Genomic DNA, 20593 nt, shown 5'->3' on the forward strand with positions numbered 1-20593 from the left:
GCCTGTTGCAGCAGGCCCACATACATGGGGGCATCCTTTTCCTTTTCTGTGATATGGTCATTATATTCAGCAACTCGCGGACAGGCAATCCCGTCAGCAATTGGACGTTATCTTTCAGCAGCAACACTATGTTTATTGGCTATACTTTATTTAATCATATAATTTGAAAATAGGAGTTGCTAAACCTATGCGTGATGAAACAGTTAAGCATAAATACACTAACCATTTGATTAATGAAAAAAGCCCATACCTGCTGCAGCATGCTCATAATCCTGTGGACTGGTTCCCTTGGGGAGAAGAGGCTTTCAGCAAAGCCACAAGGGAAAGCAAACCGCTATTTTTAAGTATAGGCTATTCCTAGCTTCGGCTATATAAAATATTAGAGGTATAATGTGTCAACCTGCCATTGGTGCCACGTAATGGAAAGAGAATCTTTCGAAGATCAGGAAGTAGCGGAACTGCTGAACCGCGAGTACATTGCCGTCAAGGTAGACCGCGAAGAGCGGCCGGATGTGGACAATGTGTACATGACGGTATGCCAGGCGTTGACCGGGCAGGGGGGATGGCCGCTGACGATAGTGATGACGCCGGAGAAGAAGCCGTTCTTCGCGGGCACGTATTTTCCGAAGCGCAAGCGGTATGGGCGTCATGGGCTGATGGAGATATTGACGAAGTTGGCCGATGCATGGAAGGAGAGCCCGGACAAGCTGGCCGAGACGAGCGAGCAGGTCGTTCAGGAGGTCGAGAGGACGATGCTGTCGAACTTGAAGGGGACCCTCTCCGAAGACGTCCTGGATAAGGCGTTCGAGCAGTACGAACAGCGATTTGATCCGCAGTACGGAGGGTTTGGCGACAGGCCGAAGTTTCCTACTTCACATCATTTGTCATTCTTGCTTCGCCATTATCAGCGGACCGGCAAGGAGGCGGCGCTGCGGATGGCGGAGAAAACGCTGGATGCGATGTCCCGCGGCGGGATGTTTGACCATATCGGATACGGTTTTTCCCGTTATTCGGTGGATGAGCGGTGGCTTGTTCCGCATTTTGAGAAAATGCTGTACGATAACGCCCTGCTGGCCTGGACGTATATCGAAGCTTACCAGCTGACTGGCAAGGTGAAGTATGCGAGAGTCGCCGAGCAAGTGTTTACCTATATTTTACGAGATATGACGCATCCGGAGGGCGGCTTCTATTCGGCGGAGGATGCCGACTCCGAAGGGGAGGAAGGCAAGTTCTACGTATGGTCCCCCGATGAAGTCACAGACATCCTGGGGGCCGAGGACGGAGAATGGTACTGCGCCCTCTACGATATTACGGCGGAAGGCAATTTCGAGGGGCAGAGCATTCCGAACCTGATTGCACGCGATTTGGAGACGGCGGCTCGGCTCCAAGGGGGAACGCCCGAGCAATGGCAGGAGCGGGCGGAGCGCTGCCGCCAGCAGCTGTTCCTTCATAGGGAGCGGCGCGTTCATCCCGGCAAGGACGACAAAATATTGACCTCATGGAACGGTCTGGTCATCATGGCGATGGCCAAAGCGTATAAGGCGCTCGGCAACGAGACGTATTTGCAGGCGGCGGTCAAGGCGGCGCAGTTTATTATATCGCACATGAGGAGAGAGGACGGGCGCTTGCTGGCGCGTTACCGCGACGGCGAAGCGGCATATCTGGCGTATGCGGACGACTACGCGTTCCTTGTGTGGGGGCTGATCGAGCTGTACGAAGCGACGTTCGACCTGAGCTATTTGAAGCTGGCGCTTGAGCTGAACGCGCAGATGCTGGAGCTGTTCTGGGACGAACAAAGCGGCGGGTTGTATTTTTACGGCAACGACGGCGAAGCTTTGTTTACAAGAAATAAGGAGATTTACGACGGAGCTTTGCCGTCCGGCAATTCGGTGGCGGCGATGAATTTGCAGAAGCTAGCCAAGCTGACCTATGATGCCAAGCTGTCGCGAATAGCGGATACGCAGCTCGCAGCGTTCGACGGGGCGATCGAGCATTATCCTTCGGGGCACGCGATGTTCCTGATCGCGCTGGACATGGCCTACGGCCCTTCAAGCGAGATCGTCATTGCGGGAAGGCGCGACGCGATGGAAACGCAGCAGATGATCGAAGCGGCACGAAGTGGCTTCCGGCCGAATGCGCTGACGGTGCTGGTGCCGGCGGGCGAGGAAGGGGAAGAGACGGCGAAGCTCATTCCGCTCGTTCAGGACAAGCGGGCGATCGGCGGACGAACGACGGTTTATGTCTGCGTGGACTTCGCTTGTCAGTCGCCGACGACGGATGTGGACGAGTTGGCCGAGCTGTTAGCTGATCCGATGGACGAGTAGCGGCGGAACGAATTTCTGCTTATTTACCGCGATGGCTCGGGTCAACACCTCTTCAGGTATTGCCATAAAAAGTTTGGACCTAAGCAGGAGTTTGTCTCCGGGCAGCGAATAACACATAAGTCTGTACTACATGAACTGCATATGGAATAGGATAAAACCGTAATCGACGTCTTGGAGCTTCGCTGTCCGGGCTGGTAGCAGGTTTTATCGCGGATAGAACGAAGGGCGGCGGCTCTCCTGCACATGGATGGCGTCTCGCTTGTTCATTTTGTCCGTACATTCCGTAAATTAGGTGCCTTTGTGAAGACAAAGGGTAACAGGGAATCGGGTGCAAATCCCGAGCGGTCCCGCCACTGTATACGGGGAGTTTCTTTCATCACGTCACTCGGGGTTAACCCACCGGGGAAGGCGAAAGAAGACAGCGATCCGTGAGCCAGGAGACCTACCTAATTTAACTATGCACCAAGAGTCCTTCGCGGAAAGGAGCGGTGTACGAATCGTGAAACGGCAGGAGCTTAAGCGCTGATGTCGTCTATTCATACGTACCCACGACCAATTCGAGACGGATTGGTCTTTTCTTGTTGCCCGCGAAACCAATCGATCAGGAGGTTGTATTCGCAATGAAAAGAAAAAAATGGATGAGCACGCTGCTCCTCGTCCTCGGGTTTGTGCTGTACTTCAGCGTCAACGAGCCCGAATCCGCTTATGCCATGCACATTATGGAAGGATTTCTCCCGATGGGATGGGCGATCTTCTGGTGGGTCGCGTTCATTCCGTTCTTTGTCCTGGGGCTGCGCGCATTAAGGAAAATTACGAAGGAGACGCCGGAGCTGAAGATTATGCTGGGGTTAGCCGGAGCGTTTACGTTCGTGCTGTCTGCGCTCAAGATTCCTTCCGTTACGGGAAGCAGCTCGCATCCGACGGGGACGGGCCTCGGTGCGGTCATGTTCGGTCCGCTGCCGATGAGCGTGCTCGGGTCGATCGTACTGCTGTTCCAAGCGGTGCTGCTCGCACACGGGGGCTTGACGACGCTGGGAGCCAACGCCTTCTCGATGGCCTTGGCCGGTCCGGTCGTCGGTTATTATGTGTATCGCTGGATGATGAACGCCTCCGGCAAGCAGAAGCTGGCGATTTTCACGGCGGCGGCCCTGGCCGACCTGTCCACATATGTCGTGACTTCGCTGCAGCTGGCGCTGGCATTCCCGGCGGAGCAGGGAGGCATTGCAGCGTCGTTCCTGAAATTCGGCGGCATCTTCGCCATAACGCAAATTCCTCTCGCGATCAGCGAGGGCTTGCTGACCGTATTGATCTGGAATTGGCTGCAATCTTACAGCACCAATGAGCTGGCTCTGCTGCAGCGCCAAATGAAAGGAGTCAAAGAATCGTGAAAAACAGTACGAAATGGATTCTCATCGCCGTGGTGTTATTGGCCGTTCTTCCGCTTCTTTTCGTAAAAGGAGAATTCGGAGGAGCGGATGACGCCGCCGAGGATATGATCAAGACGCTTCAGCCGTCTTACGAGCCGTGGTTCTCGTCGCTGCTGGAGCCGCCGCCGGAGACGGAGAGCATGCTGTTCGCCTTGCAAGCCGCGCTCGGAGCCGGATTTATCGGGTACACGATCGGCTTGTTCAAAGGAAAATCCGCTAAATCCAAGACGCAATGATTCGAACGATCGATGTTCTATCTTACAATAACAAGCTGCGGATCGTACCGCCCATGTGGAAAAGCGGCTTCGCCGCCGCTCTCGTCTTCCTCGCCTACCTGACGCATCCGGTCGTTCAGCTCGCGCTATTCGGCTGGATGCTGGTGTGGACGATCGGGTACGCGAAGATTCCGCTGCGCTATTATGGGGCGTTTTTAGGCGCCTCCTGTCTGTTTTTTATCGGGAGCCTGCCTGTGCTGCTGCTGGAAATTGAACCGGCGGGCTCCGCGCAACAGATGACGCATGGCATCATAGTAGGCGCTTTTTCCCATATGACCTTGTATTTGAACTGGAACGGACTCCAACTGGCGATGAAGCTCTTCGTCCGCATTCTCGCCTGTTTGTCCGCGACGCTGTTTCTGATCTTGACGACGCCGATGACGGAGCTGTTCCAGGTCATGCGCAAGCTGCGAGTGCCTCATCTGGTGCTGGAGCTGATGCTGATAACGTACCGCTTTTTATTTTTGCTCGCCGATACGGCGCACAATATTTATGTTGCGCAGCGGGCGCGTGGAGGACAGCAGGGTTTTCGCGGCAGATTGCAGGATACGGCCGTTCTTGTCGTGCGGCTGTTCGGCAAGACGATGCAGCGTTACCAGGGGCTGGCGAACGGGATGATCTCCAGGGGCTTTACGGAGGACATCCGGATGGCCCCCTACGAGGCTAAGCCGATGCCGGGGCGGTACAAGCTGGAGATGTACGGCGGCGTTGTTCTGCTCATCGCAGCGGAATGCTGGCTGAGATGGAGGGGGATGCGATGAAGCCGATTATGCAGGCGCAAGAGGTTGTTTACAGCTATCCCGGCACGGAGGCGAAGGCGCTTGAAGGGCTGACCTTAAGCATACCGGAAGGGAAGAAGACCGCGATCTGCGGTCATAACGGTTCCGGTAAATCGACGTTGTTTCTGCAAACGATAGGAATTCATCGCCCGGCTTCAGGACAAATGCTGTGGAAGGGCGAGCCGCTCTCCTATAGCCGGAGCAGTCTGAAGCAGCTGCGGGAACGAGTCGGCCTTGTGTTCCAGGACCCGGAGCAGCAGCTTGTCTTAAGCACGCCGCGCGAAGATATTTCCTACGGCCTTCGCAATGCGGGCGTATCCGAGCCGGAGATTGCAAGGCGCACGGGGGCGATAATGTCGTCGATGGGACTTGCGGCGCTGGCGGATCGGCCGATCCATCAGCTGAGCCTAGGGCAGAAGAAGCGGGTCGCGCTGGCCGGCGTGCTGGTGCTTGAGCCCGAGCTTGTGCTGCTCGACGAGCCGACGGCTTATTTGGACAGGCAGTCCGAACAGCAGCTGCTGGAGGAGCTGGAGCGGATTCATCGCACCGGCATCACGGTGGTGCTGGCGACGCACGATATGAATCTGGCCTTTGCCTGGGCGGATTGGGTGCTGGTCATGGATAAAGGCCGCTGTGTGCGGGAAGGTACGCCGATGGACGTATTCGGAGGCGGGGACGATCTTCGCGCCATAGGGTTAGAGCTTCCGATGCTGCTGGAGCTATGGAACGAGCTGCCTGAAGCGATGCGGCGGGGCGCGGAAGCTCCTCGCAATCTGGAAGACTTCAAACGATGGATAAGAACCGCATTGGCTGTGCAGCTGCAGCGCTAGAAACGCGGTGAAAAAGCGGCGGCGTAGAGGAGACCGTCGCCTCGCTCCGCAATATGGCGCTGGCTGCCAAGCAGTTTAGAGAGCGCAGTTCTGTCGGCTCCAAGTAAACATAAATCGTTCGTACGGCAAAAGGCCCCGAAACGTAAGCGGAGAAAAGCAATTCCGCCTCGTATCGGGGCTTTCTTTGTCTATTAAGGGACAAATCTTATTTTTCCTGAATCATCGTCTTCCACAAATCGGTCGTATCGTAGCCCAAGCGCCATGCGGCGACTCCGGCAAGATTGTATTTCTTGGCAAGCTCCAGACGCGCTTTGACGGTATCTTGATCTTCCAGCCAAGATACGTATTGGAAGCCGCCCTCGCTGTATTCGACCCGATACTGCTTGAACTGCTCGTCCCATGTCAATTTGGCGTTTTTGCTGGCGATGAGCGCCTGCATGTCTTTCATCAAGACGGCCCGGTTGCTCACGAGATTGCCGGAGCCGTCAATCTGCCATTCGCGGACATAGAACGGAATACCGATAATGAGCTTGTCTCTCGGAATGCCGTAGGAGAGAAATTCCTGAATGCCTTCCTCGACCCACTGCAGCCCGGCGACCGAACCGGCCTCCGTGCTTCCTTTCCAATATTGGTCGTAGGTCATCGTTATAATGTAGTCGACGATCCCGCCCAGCTTCTCATGGTCGAAGGCCGTCTGGGCGTTCCACTTGACGCTGCCCCGGGGAAGATCGATCGAGATTAGCAGGCCTTTGTCATGTGCGGCTGCGGTCAGGTTCGCGATGAATTTCGTGAACGCAGCGCGGTCTTTGCCCGCCAAGCTTTCAAAATCGATGTTCAGCCCGTTCACGCCGAGCTCCGCGCCCTTATTCACCAAAGCTTGAATAAACTTGGTTTGCGCGTCGGCGTTAGCCAAAAACGCGGAGGTGAGGTTCGCGTCAAACTGGTTGCTGACAAGCGGCTGCACGGCATATCCTTGCGATTTAAGCCAGGCGACCGTATCTTTGTTCGAAGTGTCGGTCAGGCCGCCGGCGCCGTCGGCGAGCGTGAAATACGTCGGCGATACGACGTCGAGACCGGAGGTCGTATTCACCTGGCTGCGTATCGTATCGTTGCTGGAGCTGCCGTTCCAGCCCCAGAACTGAAGCTTGCTGTAGTTGTCCCAAATCTTCGTGCCGTCATCGAGCAGCCGGATGGACGCGTTGCTGTACTTCATCGCATAGCTTACCGCGTTGGCGATGCTGGAGGAGTCGGAAATCCACGTCTCTCCTTGGAAAACTTGATAATAAGGATAATTAGACCAGATCGTACGGCCGCTTCCGGAGGAGGAGGCATCGTCGTTAATGATTTTCGTATGAGCGTACTGCTTGGCGTAAGCAATTGCATCGTCCAGATCGATGAAGGAATCGAGCAGTTGGCTGTATTGGTACACCTTGTACTGCTTAACGTTGGAAAATACGACATTATTGCCTTTCTCGCTGTTTACGACGGTGGAATTGGACCATTTGAGCGATTCGTTAACGGCGTCTTCCAAATAGGAGAAAGCCCAGCCGTCCATCGTATTGCCGCCCTGATACACATGATAGATTTTGTTTCCCGAAGCGCGAAGCGTTTCTTTGGCAGCTGCAGGAATATTATCCCACACCCACTGATTAGTGCTTAAGTCGATGATATGGGCGTTGCTCCATTTGCCCGCTTCGGCTTTGGCTTCGGCCAAAGTGGCGAACTCCCATGAAGCCATGGTAGCGTCGCCCTGGTATACCCGGTATTTCGGGTAGTTGTTCCATACCCAGCCACCCGATTGCAGGTCGCGCACGCTGGCATGGGTCCATTTGGCGGCTTCGCGCACAGCCTGATCCAAGGTGGCGAATTCCCAGGCAGAGCTGCTGTAGCCGCTTTGATACACTTTATAACGGGGGTAGTTGTTCCACAGCCACTGGCGCGTGCCGATATCTTCCACATGGCTGTCGGAAAACTGCCGGGCGTAATTTTCCGCGGTTTTGTAATCCGACGATTCGAGAATCAGGCGGTCGTCCTGATAAACCCGGTATTTCGAGGTTTTGTCCGCTGCCATGGCCGAACCGAAGGAAGAGAAGGACAGCGCCATGACGGAGACGATCAGTATGGTCTTGCGATTCAACATGCATCAGCCTCTTTCTACTAAATCTATCCTATTAAACGCATCCAGCCTAGCAGAAGTTGCGAAGGAAAATAGTAGAAAGACAAACAGGCATAGAAAAACCCCCCGTTCGGCGGCTTGTCCGGCTGTGAACGGGGGGCGGATCATTCGGTTATTTAAGCGATATCGGCCACGATCTCGTCTTCTAACTTAAGCTCAATCTGATCGCGGAATACGCGGATGTTCATTTGCGTCAGCAGATACCGCTCGATCGCTTCGAGCATGTTCGCCGCCACAATAATCTGGCTTCGTCCCTCCGCAAATACTTCGGCGGAGAACCCGTAGTCTTCGTCCCACATCAGCTCGACTTCCACCTGGCTCGGATGAAGCTGCTTGCGCTCGCCGATGTGAAGGCAAATGGCGTTAATGATATCTTGCTCCGACAATCTCATTGTGCAACGACCTCGTCATTCTCAAAATATGGTATTAGTAGCGTTTAGGCTGTTCGTTGTATTTGCGCTTCTCGCGGAAATATTGAACGAGCTTGATCACGATAGCGATGACAGCGAAAATCGCCATAACGTTGATCAGCAAGCCGAGAATATTGCCGAGCATGCCCATGTTGCCGAACAAGCCGCCGAACAGCATACCGGCCAGACCGCCGAGCAGCATGCCTTTCATAAAGCCGCCGCCGAAAAATCCGGGCTTGGTCGCCGACGTCGGGTTCGTTGTCGTCCCGGTGTTCGTCTTCGTCGAAGCGGCCGGTTCGTTTTTGCTGCTTGCGCCGCTGTTAGGCGTCTGGTTCGTCGTCGTGCTCGGACTGAAGCTCTTCTTAGGGGATTTGTACGAGCCCTTTGCCGCGTCTGCCGTTCCCGCCGCGCTGAACGAGAAGGCGATGACGCAAGCCATCATGATGAGAGATAATTTTTTCCACATACGGTTGACCCTCCAAAAAATGTTTTGTTGTTGCCGCTGTTAAATCTTACTACGAATAATCTGGACAAAGGTTTCAGTTTTTATCCCTTCTTGATACAATATAGAGGGAGCAAAAAAAAGCTCTATTATTTTCTACCTACAAGAGGCGGTTATTTCATGTCAGCTTATCCTGAAGCTTATATCGATTATTTGATTTATTTTCACGCGGAGCGTGATTTTTTCGAATGCCATGAAGTGATGGAAGAGTTTTGGAAAGAGCGCCCGGGCGACCCGCTCGCCTCCTGCTATGTCGGTTTGATCCAGGTCGCCGTAGGGCTGTATCATCAACGGAGAAACAATCTCATAGGAGCGTCGAAGATGCTGGGCAGCGCGCTGAACCAGTTGACGGACGAAGGAATGGCTGCGCTCGGCATCGCTGCAGATCTCATGAGAAGCCGGCTCAAGGAGCGGCTCGCACAGATCGCAAGTGCCGGGACGGCGTACGAGGACCTGGACCTTCCTCTCTCGGACCCCCGGCTGGAAGCGGAATGCGTGGAGCGCTGCGCGGAACGCGGACTGACCTGGAGGCGGCCGAGCGATCTGGCCGACACGTATCTGATTCATAAGCATAGTTTGCGGGATCGCAGCTCGGTTGTGGCCGAGCGGGAGCTGAGCCGGACCCGGAAGGCGCGGCAGCGGGGGATGGAGCCATGACGAACGCCGTGAAGCTCGGCAAGGTGGCGGTTGTCGACGACGAGCCGAATATCGTCGAGGTGATCCGGCTCTATCTCGAGCACGCCGGATACGAGCCGTTCATCGCCTATCGCGGCAGCGAAGTGATGCAGCTGATCCGGGAGGAGACTCCCGATATCGTGCTGCTCGACGTGATGCTGCCGGACCGATCCGGGTTTGAGCTGTGCAGCGAGATTCGCAGCGACCCGGGACCGATCTCGCAGACGCCGATCATCTTCCTGACGGCGAAGGGCGAGTCGATCGACAAGCTGCGCGCTTTTAATCTGGGCGTCGACGATTATATCGTCAAGCCGTTCGATCCGAACGAGCTGATCGCCCGAATCAAGGCGGTGCTGCGGCGGACGCAGTCGCAGCATACGGCCGCGGCGGCCCAGGCGTCCAGAACGGTCAAGAGCATGCTGCGCGTCGGTTCGCTGATGATCGATCCCGAGCAGTATAAAGTGACGGTCAACGGGGAAAGAGTCGATCTGACGCCCAAAGAAATCGAGCTGCTGCATTTTCTCGCTTCCAATCCGGGCAGGGTCTATTCGCGGGAAGACCTTCTCGGTTACGTATGGAATTTCGATTTTAGCGGCGGAACCCGCACGGTCGACGCCCATGTGAAAAATCTCCGTAAAAAGCTCGGAGCCAATCCGGAATGGGCTATCCAAACGCTGTGGGGCATCGGCTATTCCTTCGAGGTTACCCGTCATGCTTAAGCGGTGGTACCGAAGCTTCTATATTAAGCTGTTCCTGTCCTTTTTGGCGACGTGCATTTTGTTTTTTCTCGGCTTGGCCTTATTTTGGAACAATTATTTTACGGATTTATTTTACAAGGATAAGAAGGAGCTGCTCTCCTCCCGGTTCGGAGAAGTGTCCAAGCTGATGCCATCCGTTCAGGAGGGAACGATCTCCACGCGGGAGCTGCGGTTCGGCATCCGGCTGATCGCCAGAGGCATCAACGGCCAGGTATGGCTGATCGACGCCAAAGGCAACGTCTTGAACGGCTCCTCGGAACGCGAGGGCACCGTCATTCCCAAGGAAATGGACCCTTTATTCATCGACGGCTTGAAAGGACAGAGCGGCTTCGTCGCCGGACAGTACAAATTCGACGACCGGCCCCGGGAAGGACTCTTGACCTACTACGCGCCGGCGCAGATGAACGGGGAACCTATCGTCATTTTCCTGAACGTGCCCGTGCTCGAAGTGAGCGAGGCGCTGGCGGCCGTCCGCTGGAACATCATCGTGCCGCTGATCTTCTCCTTGATCGCCGTAGCGATCATTTTGTTCATCCTCTCGCGCAAGCTGGCGGGCCCGCTGCAGCAGATGAACCGGGCGGCGCTGGAGCTGGCCGGGGGCGATTTCACGACCCGCGTGCCGGTTACGTCCGAGGATGAAGTGGGGGAGCTGGCCAAAAGCTTCAACTTCATGGTGGATCAGCTCGTACAATGGGAGGATGCGCGTCAGGAGTTTCTGGCTAATGTCTCCCACGAGCTGCGTTCCCCGTTGACGACCTTGCGCGGGTTTATCGTGGCGATGAACGACAAGGTTATTCCTCAGGATAAATACGAGCATTATTTGAAAATATGCGATCAGGAAGTGCAGCGGCTGCAGCGGCTCGTGAACGATCTGCTCGATCTTGCCCGAATTCAGAACGGCGTGGACGTCTTCCGGACGCAGCCGATTCGGCTTAATGAAGCGGTCAGCCAGGTGCTGGCGTTGATGCGGCCTCCGATGCAGGAAAAGCAGTTGATTTTGAAGGAGCTGCTGCCACCTCCGGGCGAGACGGTAAAGGCTGAGCTGGACGAGGACCGGTTCGTGCAAATTATGCAGAATCTGCTGTATAACGCCATGCAGTTCACTCCTCCGGGCGGCACGGTCACTGTGGAGCTGCGCAGAGAAGGGGAGGAAGCCGTCATCCGGATTAAGGATACGGGAATCGGCATGGAGCAGGAGGAGCTGTACCGGATATGGGACCGGTTCTATAAGGTCGAGCCGTCGAGAGCGACGGCCACGGGCGGGACCGGCTTAGGACTTACGATCGTCAAGCACTTGGTCAGCGGGATGAAAGGAACGATCGCCGTCACGAGCCGGTACGGGGAAGGCACGGAATTCAGATTGAAATTTCCGCTCAGCGAGGAGACGGAATGATTTTACACAATTTTCACAAATCAAGCATAATTTAATCAAAGTTACACAGTATCCTGTCTCTATAGCAAAGAGGCGGGATATTTTGTCATTAAGGGGGGCTGCTAATGAACAATCGCTGTTTGCGTACGATCGGCTTGGTGATCAGTGTGGCAGCCATGCTTAGCGGATGCGAACCGGATCATTCCGCGGCCGACGCCCGTTCGCTTGCCCCCGTGCAGAAAGAGGAAGATGTGCAAAGCGATATGGAGCGGGACATGGTGCTATTGTTCCAAAGTCTCGTTCAGATGGACAAGCAGGCTCAGCTTACTATTAATAGGAAGCAAGCCGAGCAAATGCTGCCCGTCGTGCAGCGCAACACGAGAACGGGAGAGCTCACGCAAGCCGATCGGCAGGACATCATCGACCTGCTGACGAACGAGCAGAGACGGTTCGTCAGCGATTATCGGGAGCGTGCGCATGCCCGGATGAAGGCTGCCCGGGATTCCAAGCCGTTCGACGGGTTAAGCCAGGAGGAGCGCGAGAAGATGGTGCAGGAGTTTCAGAAGCGCAGGAGGCAGGAGCGCGAGGAGGAAGGCCAGGCGGCGGAGCCTGTCCCGCAAGCTCAGGCGGATACGCCGGTCACGGGCGACCAGAGGCGCACAGGCAATGTGGAGCAGCGGCTGATCCGATTGCTCGAGGGGAAGCTGCCGCAGCCCTAAGACGTTTTTCGGTACGAATTTGCAGTGGAACCGCATTCAATTTATGAAGGATCTTGAAAATCTATGAAAAAAAAGATAAGGTTAATGAAATAGGGGAAAATCGGCTGGCCTATTTTTGATAACCAATCCCGTTTAAAGAACGGACAAGCCAAACAGACGAACTCGGTGGGAGGAGATTCAATTGAGCAAGCTGCTGAATGAAATTTTGGAATTTAACCGGTCCTTCGTGACAGAAAAGAAGTACGAGCCTTATTTGACATCCAAATTCCCGGATAAGAAGTTCGTAATTCTCACATGTATGGACACACGTCTGCTGGAGCTGCTGCCGGCCAGCATGAATTTGAAAAACGGCGACGTCAAAATGATCAAAGCTGCGGGAGGCGTCGTGTCGACGCCGTTCGGGGGCATTATGCGGAGTATTATCGTTGCGATCTACGAGCTGGGCGCCGACGAAGTATTCGTTATCGGCCACTATGATTGCGGCATGAGCCACTTGAATCCGGAGGCTACGAAGAAGAAGTTTATCGAGCGGGGGATTAAGGAAGAAACGCTCCAAACTCTGGAATATTCCGGTCTGCATATCGAAAGATGGCTGCGCGGCTTCGACGACGTAGCCGAAAGCGTCAAAAACAGCGTCAACGTCATTAAAAACCATCCTCTCGTTCCGGACATTCCCGTTCACGGGCTGATCATCGATCCGGCGACAGGCAAGCTGGATCTCGTAACCGGAGACTAAGGCGAACGACAAGCAGCCGGACAGGCTTCGCTCCGCTTCATTCCTGAAGAGGCGGCGCAATCTGTCCGGCTGTTTTTTGCCGTCGGGAATGACCGGAGGGAATCTTACCCTGCGGTTGTATCCCTTTTATCAATAAGACGCATGTTGGCGTTGTAGATTTGTCCGCTGCTCTTGAGCACGTACCCGCGGTTTTCCGCATAATCGAGCGTCATCCGATCCTCGAAGAACACTTCGTGCTTTTTCTCGTACAGCAGCTCGTAAGGCGTTCCCTCGGCACGCAAGTCCCGTTCTCCCGCCCGGTCCACGATCCATAAGGTCGGCACGCCGCTGACCGCGCATCCGCAGCCCTCCGAATCGTATACCAGCTTCAGTTCCCCGTTCTCGTTAATTTGGTATTTGCCTAATTGGTCGACCGCTTGGTCCGTAAAAGTAATTTGCATGGCTGTCCTCTCCTTTTCTATATTCTATTTTAGCACAGTTCAGGCAGGTGCGCGCAAGGCAGGGGGAGGCTTCCGCGGAGCAAGTTGCTTCTCTAATGCAAACGAAGTATCATGGAAGAGAATGTTATTTTTAATCGGGAAAGGGGTGCTGTCCGTGACCGCACAGGGATTTGACCAGAAGCTGACGGAGTTCAAGGAATATTTGAAAAAAATGAAGAGCTACGAGGAAGCGATCGGGTTGCTGTATTGGGATATGAGGACCGGGGCGCCGAAAAAAGGGATCGGTACTCGTTCCGAAGTCGTCGGCATGCTGTCCGCCGAGCATTTCGCCATGGCCGTGTCGGAACAAATGGGAGAGATGCTCGCTTATTTCAACGAATCGGATAAGCAGGCCTTGCTTAGTTCTACGGACCGCACCGTCGTCAAAGAATGCGCCAAGGATTATGAGCGGAGCAAGAAAATACCGCCCAAGCTGCATCAGGAATACGTCGTATTAACCTCGCAAGCCGAGTCGGTCTGGGAGGAAGCGAAGGAAGCTTCCGATTACGCCAAGTTCCAGCCTTATCTGGAGAAAATCGTGGCGGCCAATCTGGAGTTTATTCAGCTGTGGGGCTATGAAGGGCATAAGTACAATACGCTGCTCGATATGTACGAGCCGGGCATGACCGTGGCTAAGCTCGATGAAGTGTTCGGCGCGCTGCGCGAAAAGGTCGTTCCGCTTCTATCGGCCGTCCAGGCTTCGCCGCATAAGCCGGAAACCGGCTTCTTGAGACAGCGCTTCGACAAGCAAAAGCAGAAAGCGTTTAGCCTCTTTATCTTAGGGCAAATGGGTTACGACTTCGAAGCGGGCAGGCTGGACGAGACGGTTCATCCGTTCGCCACAGGCTTGAATCCGGGAGATGTGCGGATCACGACCCGCTATTTGCTCGACGACGTCAACAGCGCGCTGTTCGGCACGATCCACGAAGGCGGCCATGCGCTGTATGAGCAGAACATTTCGCCCGAGCTGATCGGCACGCCGCTGTGCACAGGCACCTCGATGGGGATTCATGAATCGCAATCGCGCTATTGGGAAAATATGATCGGGCGAAGCCGTCCGTTCTGGAAACGATATTATAAAGATTTGCAAGCCAATTATCCGGGGCAATTCGATAGCGTATCGGTTGAGGAGTTTTACCGGGCGTCCAATGAAGTCAAGCCATCGCTGATCCGCATCGAAGCCGACGAGCTGACTTATAACCTGCATATTATGGTTCGTTATGAAATCGAGAAAGCGCTGTTCAGCGAATCGGTGCGCGTAGCGGATCTTCCGGAAGTGTGGAATGAGAAATATAAGGAATATCTCGGCGTCGTGCCCGCCAACGACGGAGAAGGGGTGCTGCAGGACGTTCACTGGGCCGGAGGCTCGTTCGGCTATTTCCCTTCGTACGCGCTAGGCAATATGTACGCAGCGCAGATCGAGCATACGCTGAGGAAGCAGCTTGCAGGCTACGACGAGCTGATCGAGAGCGGGAATTTGCTGCCGATCAAGGATTGGCTGACGGATCGCATCTACCGTTACGGCAAGGCGCTTAGCCCGAACGAAATTATTATGCAGGTGACGGGCGAGGAGCTGAACCCGGATTACCTGGTGCAGTACTTCGCCAAGAAGTTCGGCGATATTTACAAGCTGTAACCGGTAAATCGGCATTTCTGGAAATACCCGTACGGTCGAGGCTATCGATCGGTGCGGGTATTTTTGTTTATGCACGGTTCTCCATGATAATGATTTTCAAAATCGTTGACAACTGATAACGGTTCTCATAGAATGGAAAAGTACTTATTTTATCATTCTTTTATAAATGAAAAAAGCAAAAGAGGGTCTTATGAGAGCTTTATTCCATTCGCAGCAAGCCAAAATCGCAGGGCTCATCTTTTTTGTCCTGATTTGCCTCGCATCGGCCGCCGCAAGCATTATGTTCGGCGTCAACAATTATTCCTGGAATACCGTCGTTGAAGCGTATACTGCGTTCAACGGCAGCAACGACCATCTTATCATTCAGACGACGAGAATACCGCGCGCGCTCATCGCCGTCACCGTGGGTGCCAGCCTTGCGGTGGCGGGCGCCTACATGCAGGCGCTGACGAAAAATCCGCTGGCTTCGCCCAGCTTATTCGGCGTTAATTCGGGCGCGGCTTTCTGCATCGTGCTGCTTGTCGGTTTCGGACCGTCCGCGGGCATGATGACGCTGACCTGGGTCGCTTTCATCGGAGCCGCTCTCAGCGCGGGGATCGTCTACGTGATGGGCTCGCTCGGCAGAGACGGATTAACGCCGGTAAAGGTCACTTTGGCCGGATCGGCGGTGACGGCCTTCTTCTCGTCGCTAACCCAAGGCGTTCTGCTGACGAACGGCAAGGCGTTCGATCAGGTGCTGATTTGGCTGGTCGGTTCCGTCGCAGGCAGAGAACTGAAGATGCTGGGCGCGGTCGTTCCTTATATTGCAATCGCACTGATCGCAGCGATGCTGCTATCCCGCCATATGAATATTTTGGCCATGGGAGACGACGTAGCCAAGGGCCTTGGCCAGCGAACGGTATACATAAAGCTCGGCGCGGCAGTCGTCATCGTCATCTTGTCCGGCGGCTCCGTGGCTGTGGCCGGGCCGGTCGTCTTCGTCGGGATTATCATCCCGCATATCGCCCGGTACCTGGTCGGCACCGACTACCGCTGGGTCGTTCCGTATTGCGCGGTGCTCGGTGCGATTCTGATCCTCCTTGCGGACCTCGGGTCCAGATTTATCGCGATGCCGAAGGAAGTCCCCGTTGGAGTCGTCACCGCATTGCTCGGCGTTCCTTTCTTCGTGTATATTGCGCGGAAAGGAGGGAGATCGTAGTATGAGCAAATATTGGACACTTCGCAGCAAGAAGCCTCCGTTCTCTTTTCTCGTGAGTAAAAAAATGCTGTGGGTGATTGTCGGATTAATGATCGTTAACGCGGCGATCTTCATCATCGGAACCGGCGTCGGCTCGGTCAAAATCACGCCGCTCGAAGTTATTAAAGTGTTTCTCGGCCTCGGCTCGGAAACGAACACTGTCATTGTGCACACGCTTCGTCTGCCGAGGATGATTGTGGCCGTGCTGGTCGGCAGCTCGCTCGCCGTTTCCGGCGCTATCCTGCAAGGGCTGATCCGCAATCCGCTCGCTTCCCCGGACATCGTGGGAATTACGGGCGGCGCGTCGCTCGGGGCCGTATGCTTCTTCTTTTTCCTGGGCGGTACGCTCAGCATCCAGTGGCTGCCCCTATGCGCCATTATTGGGGCGTTCTTGTCGACGTTCTTGATTTATATTTTAGCATGGAAGAAAGGCGTATCGCCTTTGCGAATGGTTATGATCGGCATCGGGATGTCGTCGGCTTACAGCTCTATCTCTTACATGCTGATGATATCCGGACCGATTATTTTGGCCAACAAGTCGATGACGTTCATGACGGGCAGCATCTACGGGGTTTCCTGGGAGAAAGACGTGCTCGTGCTGCTTCCTTGGGTCGTCGTTTTGCTGCCGGTGACGCTGCTCTTGGCACGGGAAGTTAACGTCCAGGAGCTCGGCCAAGATATCGCGGCCGGCGTCGGCAGCGCCGTACAGGCGAAGCGGGCCATTCTCATTCTGCTTAGCGTAGGACTGGCGGGGGCGGCGGTGGCGATCGGCGGAGCCATCGGCTTTATCGGACTGATGGCGCCCCATATCGCCCGCAAGCTGGTCGGACCGGCCTTCGGAGGCGTTCTACCGGTTTCGGCATTGATCGGAGCGTTCATTCTGCTGGTAGCGGACTTGGCGGCTCGTACGCTGTTCACGCCCCTTGATATTCCGGCCGGCGTATTCACCGCGGTCATCGGCGCGCCGTTCTTCGTGTACCTGCTCTACAAACACCGCCATTCATGATAGACGATTGAAGGAGATGACTTCGGATGTACGCAATGGAAGCCAAGGGCTTAAGCTTATCCTACGGAACCGTACCTATATTCAAAGACTTGAGCGTAACTATTCCAAAGGGAGAAATTACGGTGCTTATCGGCAGCAACGGCTGCGGTAAATCGACGCTGCTGCGCTCGCTGGCCCGTCTGCTGAATCCTCAGAAGGGGACCATTGTGCTTGACGGACATGAGCTATCCAAGCTTCCTACGAAAGAAATTGCCAAGCGGTTGGCGATTTTGCCGCAGGGTCCGACGGCTCCCGAAGGGCTTACGGTGCTTCAATTGGTCAAGCAGGGGCGGTACCCGTATCAAAGCTGGCTGCAGCAGTGGTCGGAAGAAGATGAGCGAATGGTGCGCACGGCGCTCGACAAAACGCGTATGACCGAGTTTGCCGAACGTACGGTCGATGCGCTGTCCGGCGGACAGCGGCAAAGAGCCTGGATCGCGATGACGCTGGCTCAGGATACGGATACGGTGCTGCTAGACGAACCGACCACCTATTTGGATATGACGCACCAGATCGAGGTGCTGGATTTGCTCTATGAGCTGAACGAGAAGGAAAGCCGCACCGTCGTGATGGTGCTTCACGATATTAACCTCGCCTGCCGCTACGCGCATAACATGATCGCCGTCAAGAACGGGGCGGTTTGGGCGCAAGGCAAGCCGGAGGACATCGTCACCGAGGAGATGATCCAATCCGTGTTCGATCTCGACTGTCAGGTGCTCAAAGATCCTTTCTACGGAACGCCGCTGATTATTCCGTACGGAAAGGGCCGCACGATCGATCCGGGAGAGCAGAATGCCGTATCCGAAGACAGCGCGAAATCCGGCCAGCCCGGGCAAGGAACGGGACAGTCCCGGATTCCTACTACGGCCTGAAGGCATTGCTTTCGGCCGTTCATCCATCGGGCTATCGGGCTGCAGCGGCGATTGGAAACCCTAACCTCGACGCAGGCCGCGCATCAATCGCTGCATATTTAGAAACGTCTGTCCGCTTCATTAGCGAACGGGCGTTTTTTTGTTGTTTAGGAAATGATGCGCAGCCATATCCTGTGGAAATCCGTGGTCTCCCCCGAAAGGAAAGTCTACCCATAGAACGAACCCAGAGGAAGGGTTAGACGCCGATCCGGCTTAGGCTGGATGCGGACGGAATAAGCTTCGGAGCATCACGTCACTTTGGGGGGATTTGTTCTTGCCTATGGACAACCCGGCGCTGTATCGGTTCCGAACCTTTCTCTGGGCTGATGCATAGACTATCCCATCTTAAGGAAAACGAGTGGAGGGACTTGCCTATGAACAGGAAACGATGGAGTCTGGCGCTGTCTTTACTGCTTGCGGCGGCATTAACGCTTACGGCATGCGGCAAAGGGAGCAAGGAGGAAGTGACGAAGGTGCGGATCGGCGAGGTGACGCGTTCCATCTTCTACGCTCCGGAATATGTCGCGATAGCGAAAGGATTTTTCAAAGAACAAGGGCTTGATATCGATTTGACGACGACCTCGGGCGGAGATAAGACGATGACGACGCTGCTCTCCGGAGGCATCGACGTGGCGCTGGTCGGCTCGGAAACTTCGATTTACGTACAGCAGCAGGGAAGCGGCGATCCGGTGATCAATTTCATGCAGCTGACGCAAACGGACGGAACCTTCCTTGTGGCTCGCAAGCCGCAAACCGGGGCATTCGACTGGAACAGCTTGAAGGGGAAAGTGTTTCTCGGACAGCGCAAAGGCGGCATGCCGCAAATGGCGGGGGAATTCACGCTGAAAAAGCACGGCATCGATCCGCATAAAGATTTGGACCTGATCCAGAACGTCGACTTTGCCAACATCCCGACGGCGTTCGCCTCCGGAACGGGAGAATACGTTCAATTGTTCGAACCGCAGGCGACGGTTATCGAGAAGGAAGGCAAAGGCTACGTCATCGCCTCGTTCGGCGTAGAGAGCGGGAAGCTGCCATACACCGTCTTTATGGCGAAAAAAAGCTTTATCGACAAAAACGGCGGAACGATCCAGAAATTCTCGAACGCCGTTCAAAAGGCGCAAAACTGGGTGCAGACCGCGAGCGTCGACGAGATTACCGATGCGATAATGTCCTTCTTCCAGGATACCGACAGGGAAGTCGTCAAAGGCGTCGTCAAACGCTACAAAGATCAAGGCTCGTTCGCTACGGACGGATTGATCGACGAACAGGAATGGAACAATCTGCAGGATGTGATGGAATCGGCCGGAGAGCTGAAACAGCGCGCGGATTACAAGGTGCTCGTCAACAATCAGTTTGCCGAAAAAGCCAAGGAAACGGTGAAGTAATGAGGAAGGCCGACCGCGAGTCCGGGAGGAGGGGATACGAATGCAAACCGTTGTGGATCTTCAGAAGCTGTCTCATGTGTACGTGAACGGCCGGGGCGCGACGCTGGCGCTGGAGAACATCAGTCTGCGTGTGGAGCAGGGGGAGTTTGTCAGCTTGATCGGTCCTAGCGGATGCGGCAAAACGACGCTGCTCTCGCTGATTAGCGGACTGCTGCTTCCGACGGAAGGCACCGTGCTTATAGCGGGGGAACGGATCAAAAGGCCGACGCCGAAGGTCGGCTATATGCTGCAGCAGGATTATTTGTTTCCGTGGCGCACCATCTACGAGAACGCGGCGATCGGACTGGAGCTTACAGGCAAGGAAGAAGCGGCTTATAAGCCGCTTGTGCTGGAGCTGCTGAGCGATATGGGGCTGGCCGATTGCGCGGACAGCTACCCGCAGCAATTATCGGGCGGGATGCGCCAGCGCGTGGCGCTGGTGCGGACCTTGGCGACCGAACCGGATATACTGCTGCTCGACGAGCCGTTCTCCGCGCTCGATTATCAGACGAAGCTGCAGCTTGAGGATCTCGTCGCCGTCACGCTGCGCTCGCGCGGCAAGACGGCGATTCTGGTCACTCACGATATTACGGAGGCCATCGCGATGAGCGACCGGATTATCGTGCTGCAGCCCCGCCCGGGGCGGATTCGCGCCGAGGTGGAGGTGCCCGGGAACATTCGCGCCGCCCTGCCTCTGAAGGCGAGGGAGGAAGCGGGTTTTCACGATTTATTTCATCGGTTGTGGGGACAATTCGACGATATGGAAGCCAAAGGGGGAGATCGGCATGAATGAGCGGCAGCCCGGATCGCCGGGAGCGGCCGCCTCTTCGGAAGCATCGGCAAGACGGCTGCTGACACAACGCGAATATGCCCGG

General features: G+C 55.3%; 19 protein-coding genes, 1 pseudogene and 1 riboswitch. Of the genes and pseudogenes, 16 read left to right on the plus strand and 4 right to left on the minus strand.

The features are described from left to right. The first annotated feature begins 187 nt into the window (after nt 1–187). From N0M98_RS30300 to N0M98_RS30320, 5 genes and pseudogenes are all read left to right on the plus strand, one after another. A pseudogene (locus N0M98_RS30300) lies at nt 188–2324 on the plus strand (thioredoxin domain-containing protein). Between the two features lie 273 nt (nt 2325–2597). Continuing rightward, a riboswitch (cobalamin riboswitch) is annotated at nt 2598–2788 on the plus strand. Nucleotides 2789–2944: 156 nt separating this feature from the next. Further along, a complete protein-coding gene (locus N0M98_RS30305) occupies nt 2945–3712 on the plus strand; it encodes an energy-coupling factor ABC transporter permease (RefSeq protein WP_259620112.1) in 768 nt (255 codons plus the stop codon). Beyond that, a complete protein-coding gene (locus N0M98_RS30310; RefSeq protein WP_259620113.1) occupies nt 3709–3987 on the plus strand; it encodes a cobalt ECF transporter S component CbiN in 279 nt (92 codons plus the stop codon). Before N0M98_RS30305 ends, N0M98_RS30310 begins: the two co-directional genes overlap by 4 nt. Further along, on the plus strand, nt 3984–4787 hold the full coding sequence (cbiQ, locus tag N0M98_RS30315; RefSeq protein ID WP_259620114.1) for a cobalt ECF transporter T component CbiQ: 804 nt from the start codon (nt 3984–3986) through the stop codon (nt 4785–4787). Before N0M98_RS30310 ends, cbiQ begins: the two co-directional genes overlap by 4 nt. Beyond that, nucleotides 4784–5635: an energy-coupling factor ABC transporter ATP-binding protein gene (locus N0M98_RS30320; protein ID WP_259620115.1), complete on the plus strand. Its 852-nt coding sequence runs from the start codon at nt 4784–4786 to the stop codon at nt 5633–5635. The genes cbiQ and N0M98_RS30320 overlap by 4 nt, the downstream gene beginning before the upstream one ends. A 205-nt stretch (nt 5636–5840) precedes the next feature. On the opposite strand, the gene N0M98_RS30325 is transcribed toward N0M98_RS30320, so the two are convergent. From N0M98_RS30325 to N0M98_RS30335, 3 genes are all read right to left on the minus strand, one after another. Then, a complete protein-coding gene (locus N0M98_RS30325; protein ID WP_259620116.1) occupies nt 5841–7775 on the minus strand; it encodes a glycosyl hydrolase family 18 protein in 1935 nt (644 codons plus the stop codon). Between the two features lie 152 nt (nt 7776–7927). Then, the gene (locus tag N0M98_RS30330) at nt 7928–8203 is read right to left on the minus strand and encodes a YxcD family protein (protein WP_249863916.1); all 276 of its coding nucleotides are present in this window, start codon (nt 8201–8203) and stop codon (nt 7928–7930) included. Nucleotides 8204–8237: 34 nt separating this feature from the next. After that, entirely contained in the window at nt 8238–8687 is a 450-nt protein-coding gene (locus tag N0M98_RS30335; RefSeq protein ID WP_249863915.1) for a hypothetical protein, read from the minus strand. Nucleotides 8688–8843: 156 nt separating this feature from the next. On the opposite strand from N0M98_RS30335, the gene N0M98_RS30340 reads away from it, so the two are divergent. The 5 genes from N0M98_RS30340 (at nt 8844) to N0M98_RS30360 (ending at nt 12983) form a co-directional block, all read left to right on the plus strand. Continuing rightward, nucleotides 8844–9380 carry a DUF309 domain-containing protein gene (locus N0M98_RS30340; protein WP_249863914.1) on the plus strand — a complete coding sequence of 179 codons (537 nt, stop codon included), beginning with the start codon at nt 8844–8846 and terminating at the stop codon, nt 9378–9380. After that, nucleotides 9377–10117: a response regulator transcription factor gene (locus tag N0M98_RS30345; protein WP_249863913.1), complete on the plus strand. Its 741-nt coding sequence runs from the start codon at nt 9377–9379 to the stop codon at nt 10115–10117. Before N0M98_RS30340 ends, N0M98_RS30345 begins: the two co-directional genes overlap by 4 nt. After that, nucleotides 10110–11549: a HAMP domain-containing sensor histidine kinase gene (locus N0M98_RS30350; RefSeq protein WP_249863912.1), complete on the plus strand. Its 1440-nt coding sequence runs from the start codon at nt 10110–10112 to the stop codon at nt 11547–11549. Before N0M98_RS30345 ends, N0M98_RS30350 begins: the two co-directional genes overlap by 8 nt. A gap of 104 nt (nt 11550–11653) precedes the next feature. Beyond that, the gene (locus tag N0M98_RS30355) at nt 11654–12247 is read left to right on the plus strand and encodes a hypothetical protein (RefSeq protein WP_249863911.1); all 594 of its coding nucleotides are present in this window, start codon (nt 11654–11656) and stop codon (nt 12245–12247) included. Between the two features lie 181 nt (nt 12248–12428). Further along, nucleotides 12429–12983, plus strand: coding sequence for a beta-class carbonic anhydrase (locus N0M98_RS30360; RefSeq protein WP_249863910.1), 555 nt, complete (start codon nt 12429–12431; stop codon nt 12981–12983). A 104-nt stretch (nt 12984–13087) separates the two neighbouring features. On the opposite strand, the gene N0M98_RS30365 is transcribed toward N0M98_RS30360, so the two are convergent. Continuing rightward, nucleotides 13088–13423 (minus strand): iron-sulfur cluster biosynthesis family protein, encoded by a 336-nt coding sequence (locus tag N0M98_RS30365; RefSeq protein ID WP_259620117.1) that lies wholly within the window; start codon nt 13421–13423, stop codon nt 13088–13090. 154 nt (nt 13424–13577) lie between these two features. On the opposite strand from N0M98_RS30365, the gene N0M98_RS30370 reads away from it, so the two are divergent. From N0M98_RS30370 to N0M98_RS30395, 6 genes are all read left to right on the plus strand, one after another. Further along, the gene (locus tag N0M98_RS30370; RefSeq protein WP_259620118.1) at nt 13578–15098 is read left to right on the plus strand and encodes a carboxypeptidase M32; all 1521 of its coding nucleotides are present in this window, start codon (nt 13578–13580) and stop codon (nt 15096–15098) included. A gap of 190 nt (nt 15099–15288) precedes the next feature. Continuing rightward, nucleotides 15289–16296: a FecCD family ABC transporter permease gene (locus N0M98_RS30375; protein WP_249863907.1), complete on the plus strand. Its 1008-nt coding sequence runs from the start codon at nt 15289–15291 to the stop codon at nt 16294–16296. 1 nt (nt 16297) lies between these two features. Next, on the plus strand, nt 16298–17341 hold the full coding sequence (locus N0M98_RS30380) for a FecCD family ABC transporter permease (protein ID WP_259620119.1): 1044 nt from the start codon (nt 16298–16300) through the stop codon (nt 17339–17341). Between the two features lie 26 nt (nt 17342–17367). After that, a complete protein-coding gene (locus tag N0M98_RS30385) occupies nt 17368–18252 on the plus strand; it encodes an ABC transporter ATP-binding protein (protein WP_259620120.1) in 885 nt (294 codons plus the stop codon). Nucleotides 18253–18665: 413 nt separating this feature from the next. Continuing rightward, nucleotides 18666–19679: an ABC transporter substrate-binding protein gene (locus N0M98_RS30390; RefSeq protein WP_259620121.1), complete on the plus strand. Its 1014-nt coding sequence runs from the start codon at nt 18666–18668 to the stop codon at nt 19677–19679. A 40-nt stretch (nt 19680–19719) separates the two neighbouring features. Continuing rightward, nucleotides 19720–20511, plus strand: coding sequence for an ABC transporter ATP-binding protein (locus N0M98_RS30395; protein ID WP_259620122.1), 792 nt, complete (start codon nt 19720–19722; stop codon nt 20509–20511). Nucleotides 20512–20593 lie beyond the last annotated feature (82 nt).

The sequence above is a fragment of the Paenibacillus doosanensis genome (assembly GCF_025060755.1).
GTDB classification, from domain to species: domain Bacteria; phylum Bacillota; class Bacilli; order Paenibacillales; family NBRC-103111; genus Paenibacillus_S; species Paenibacillus_S doosanensis.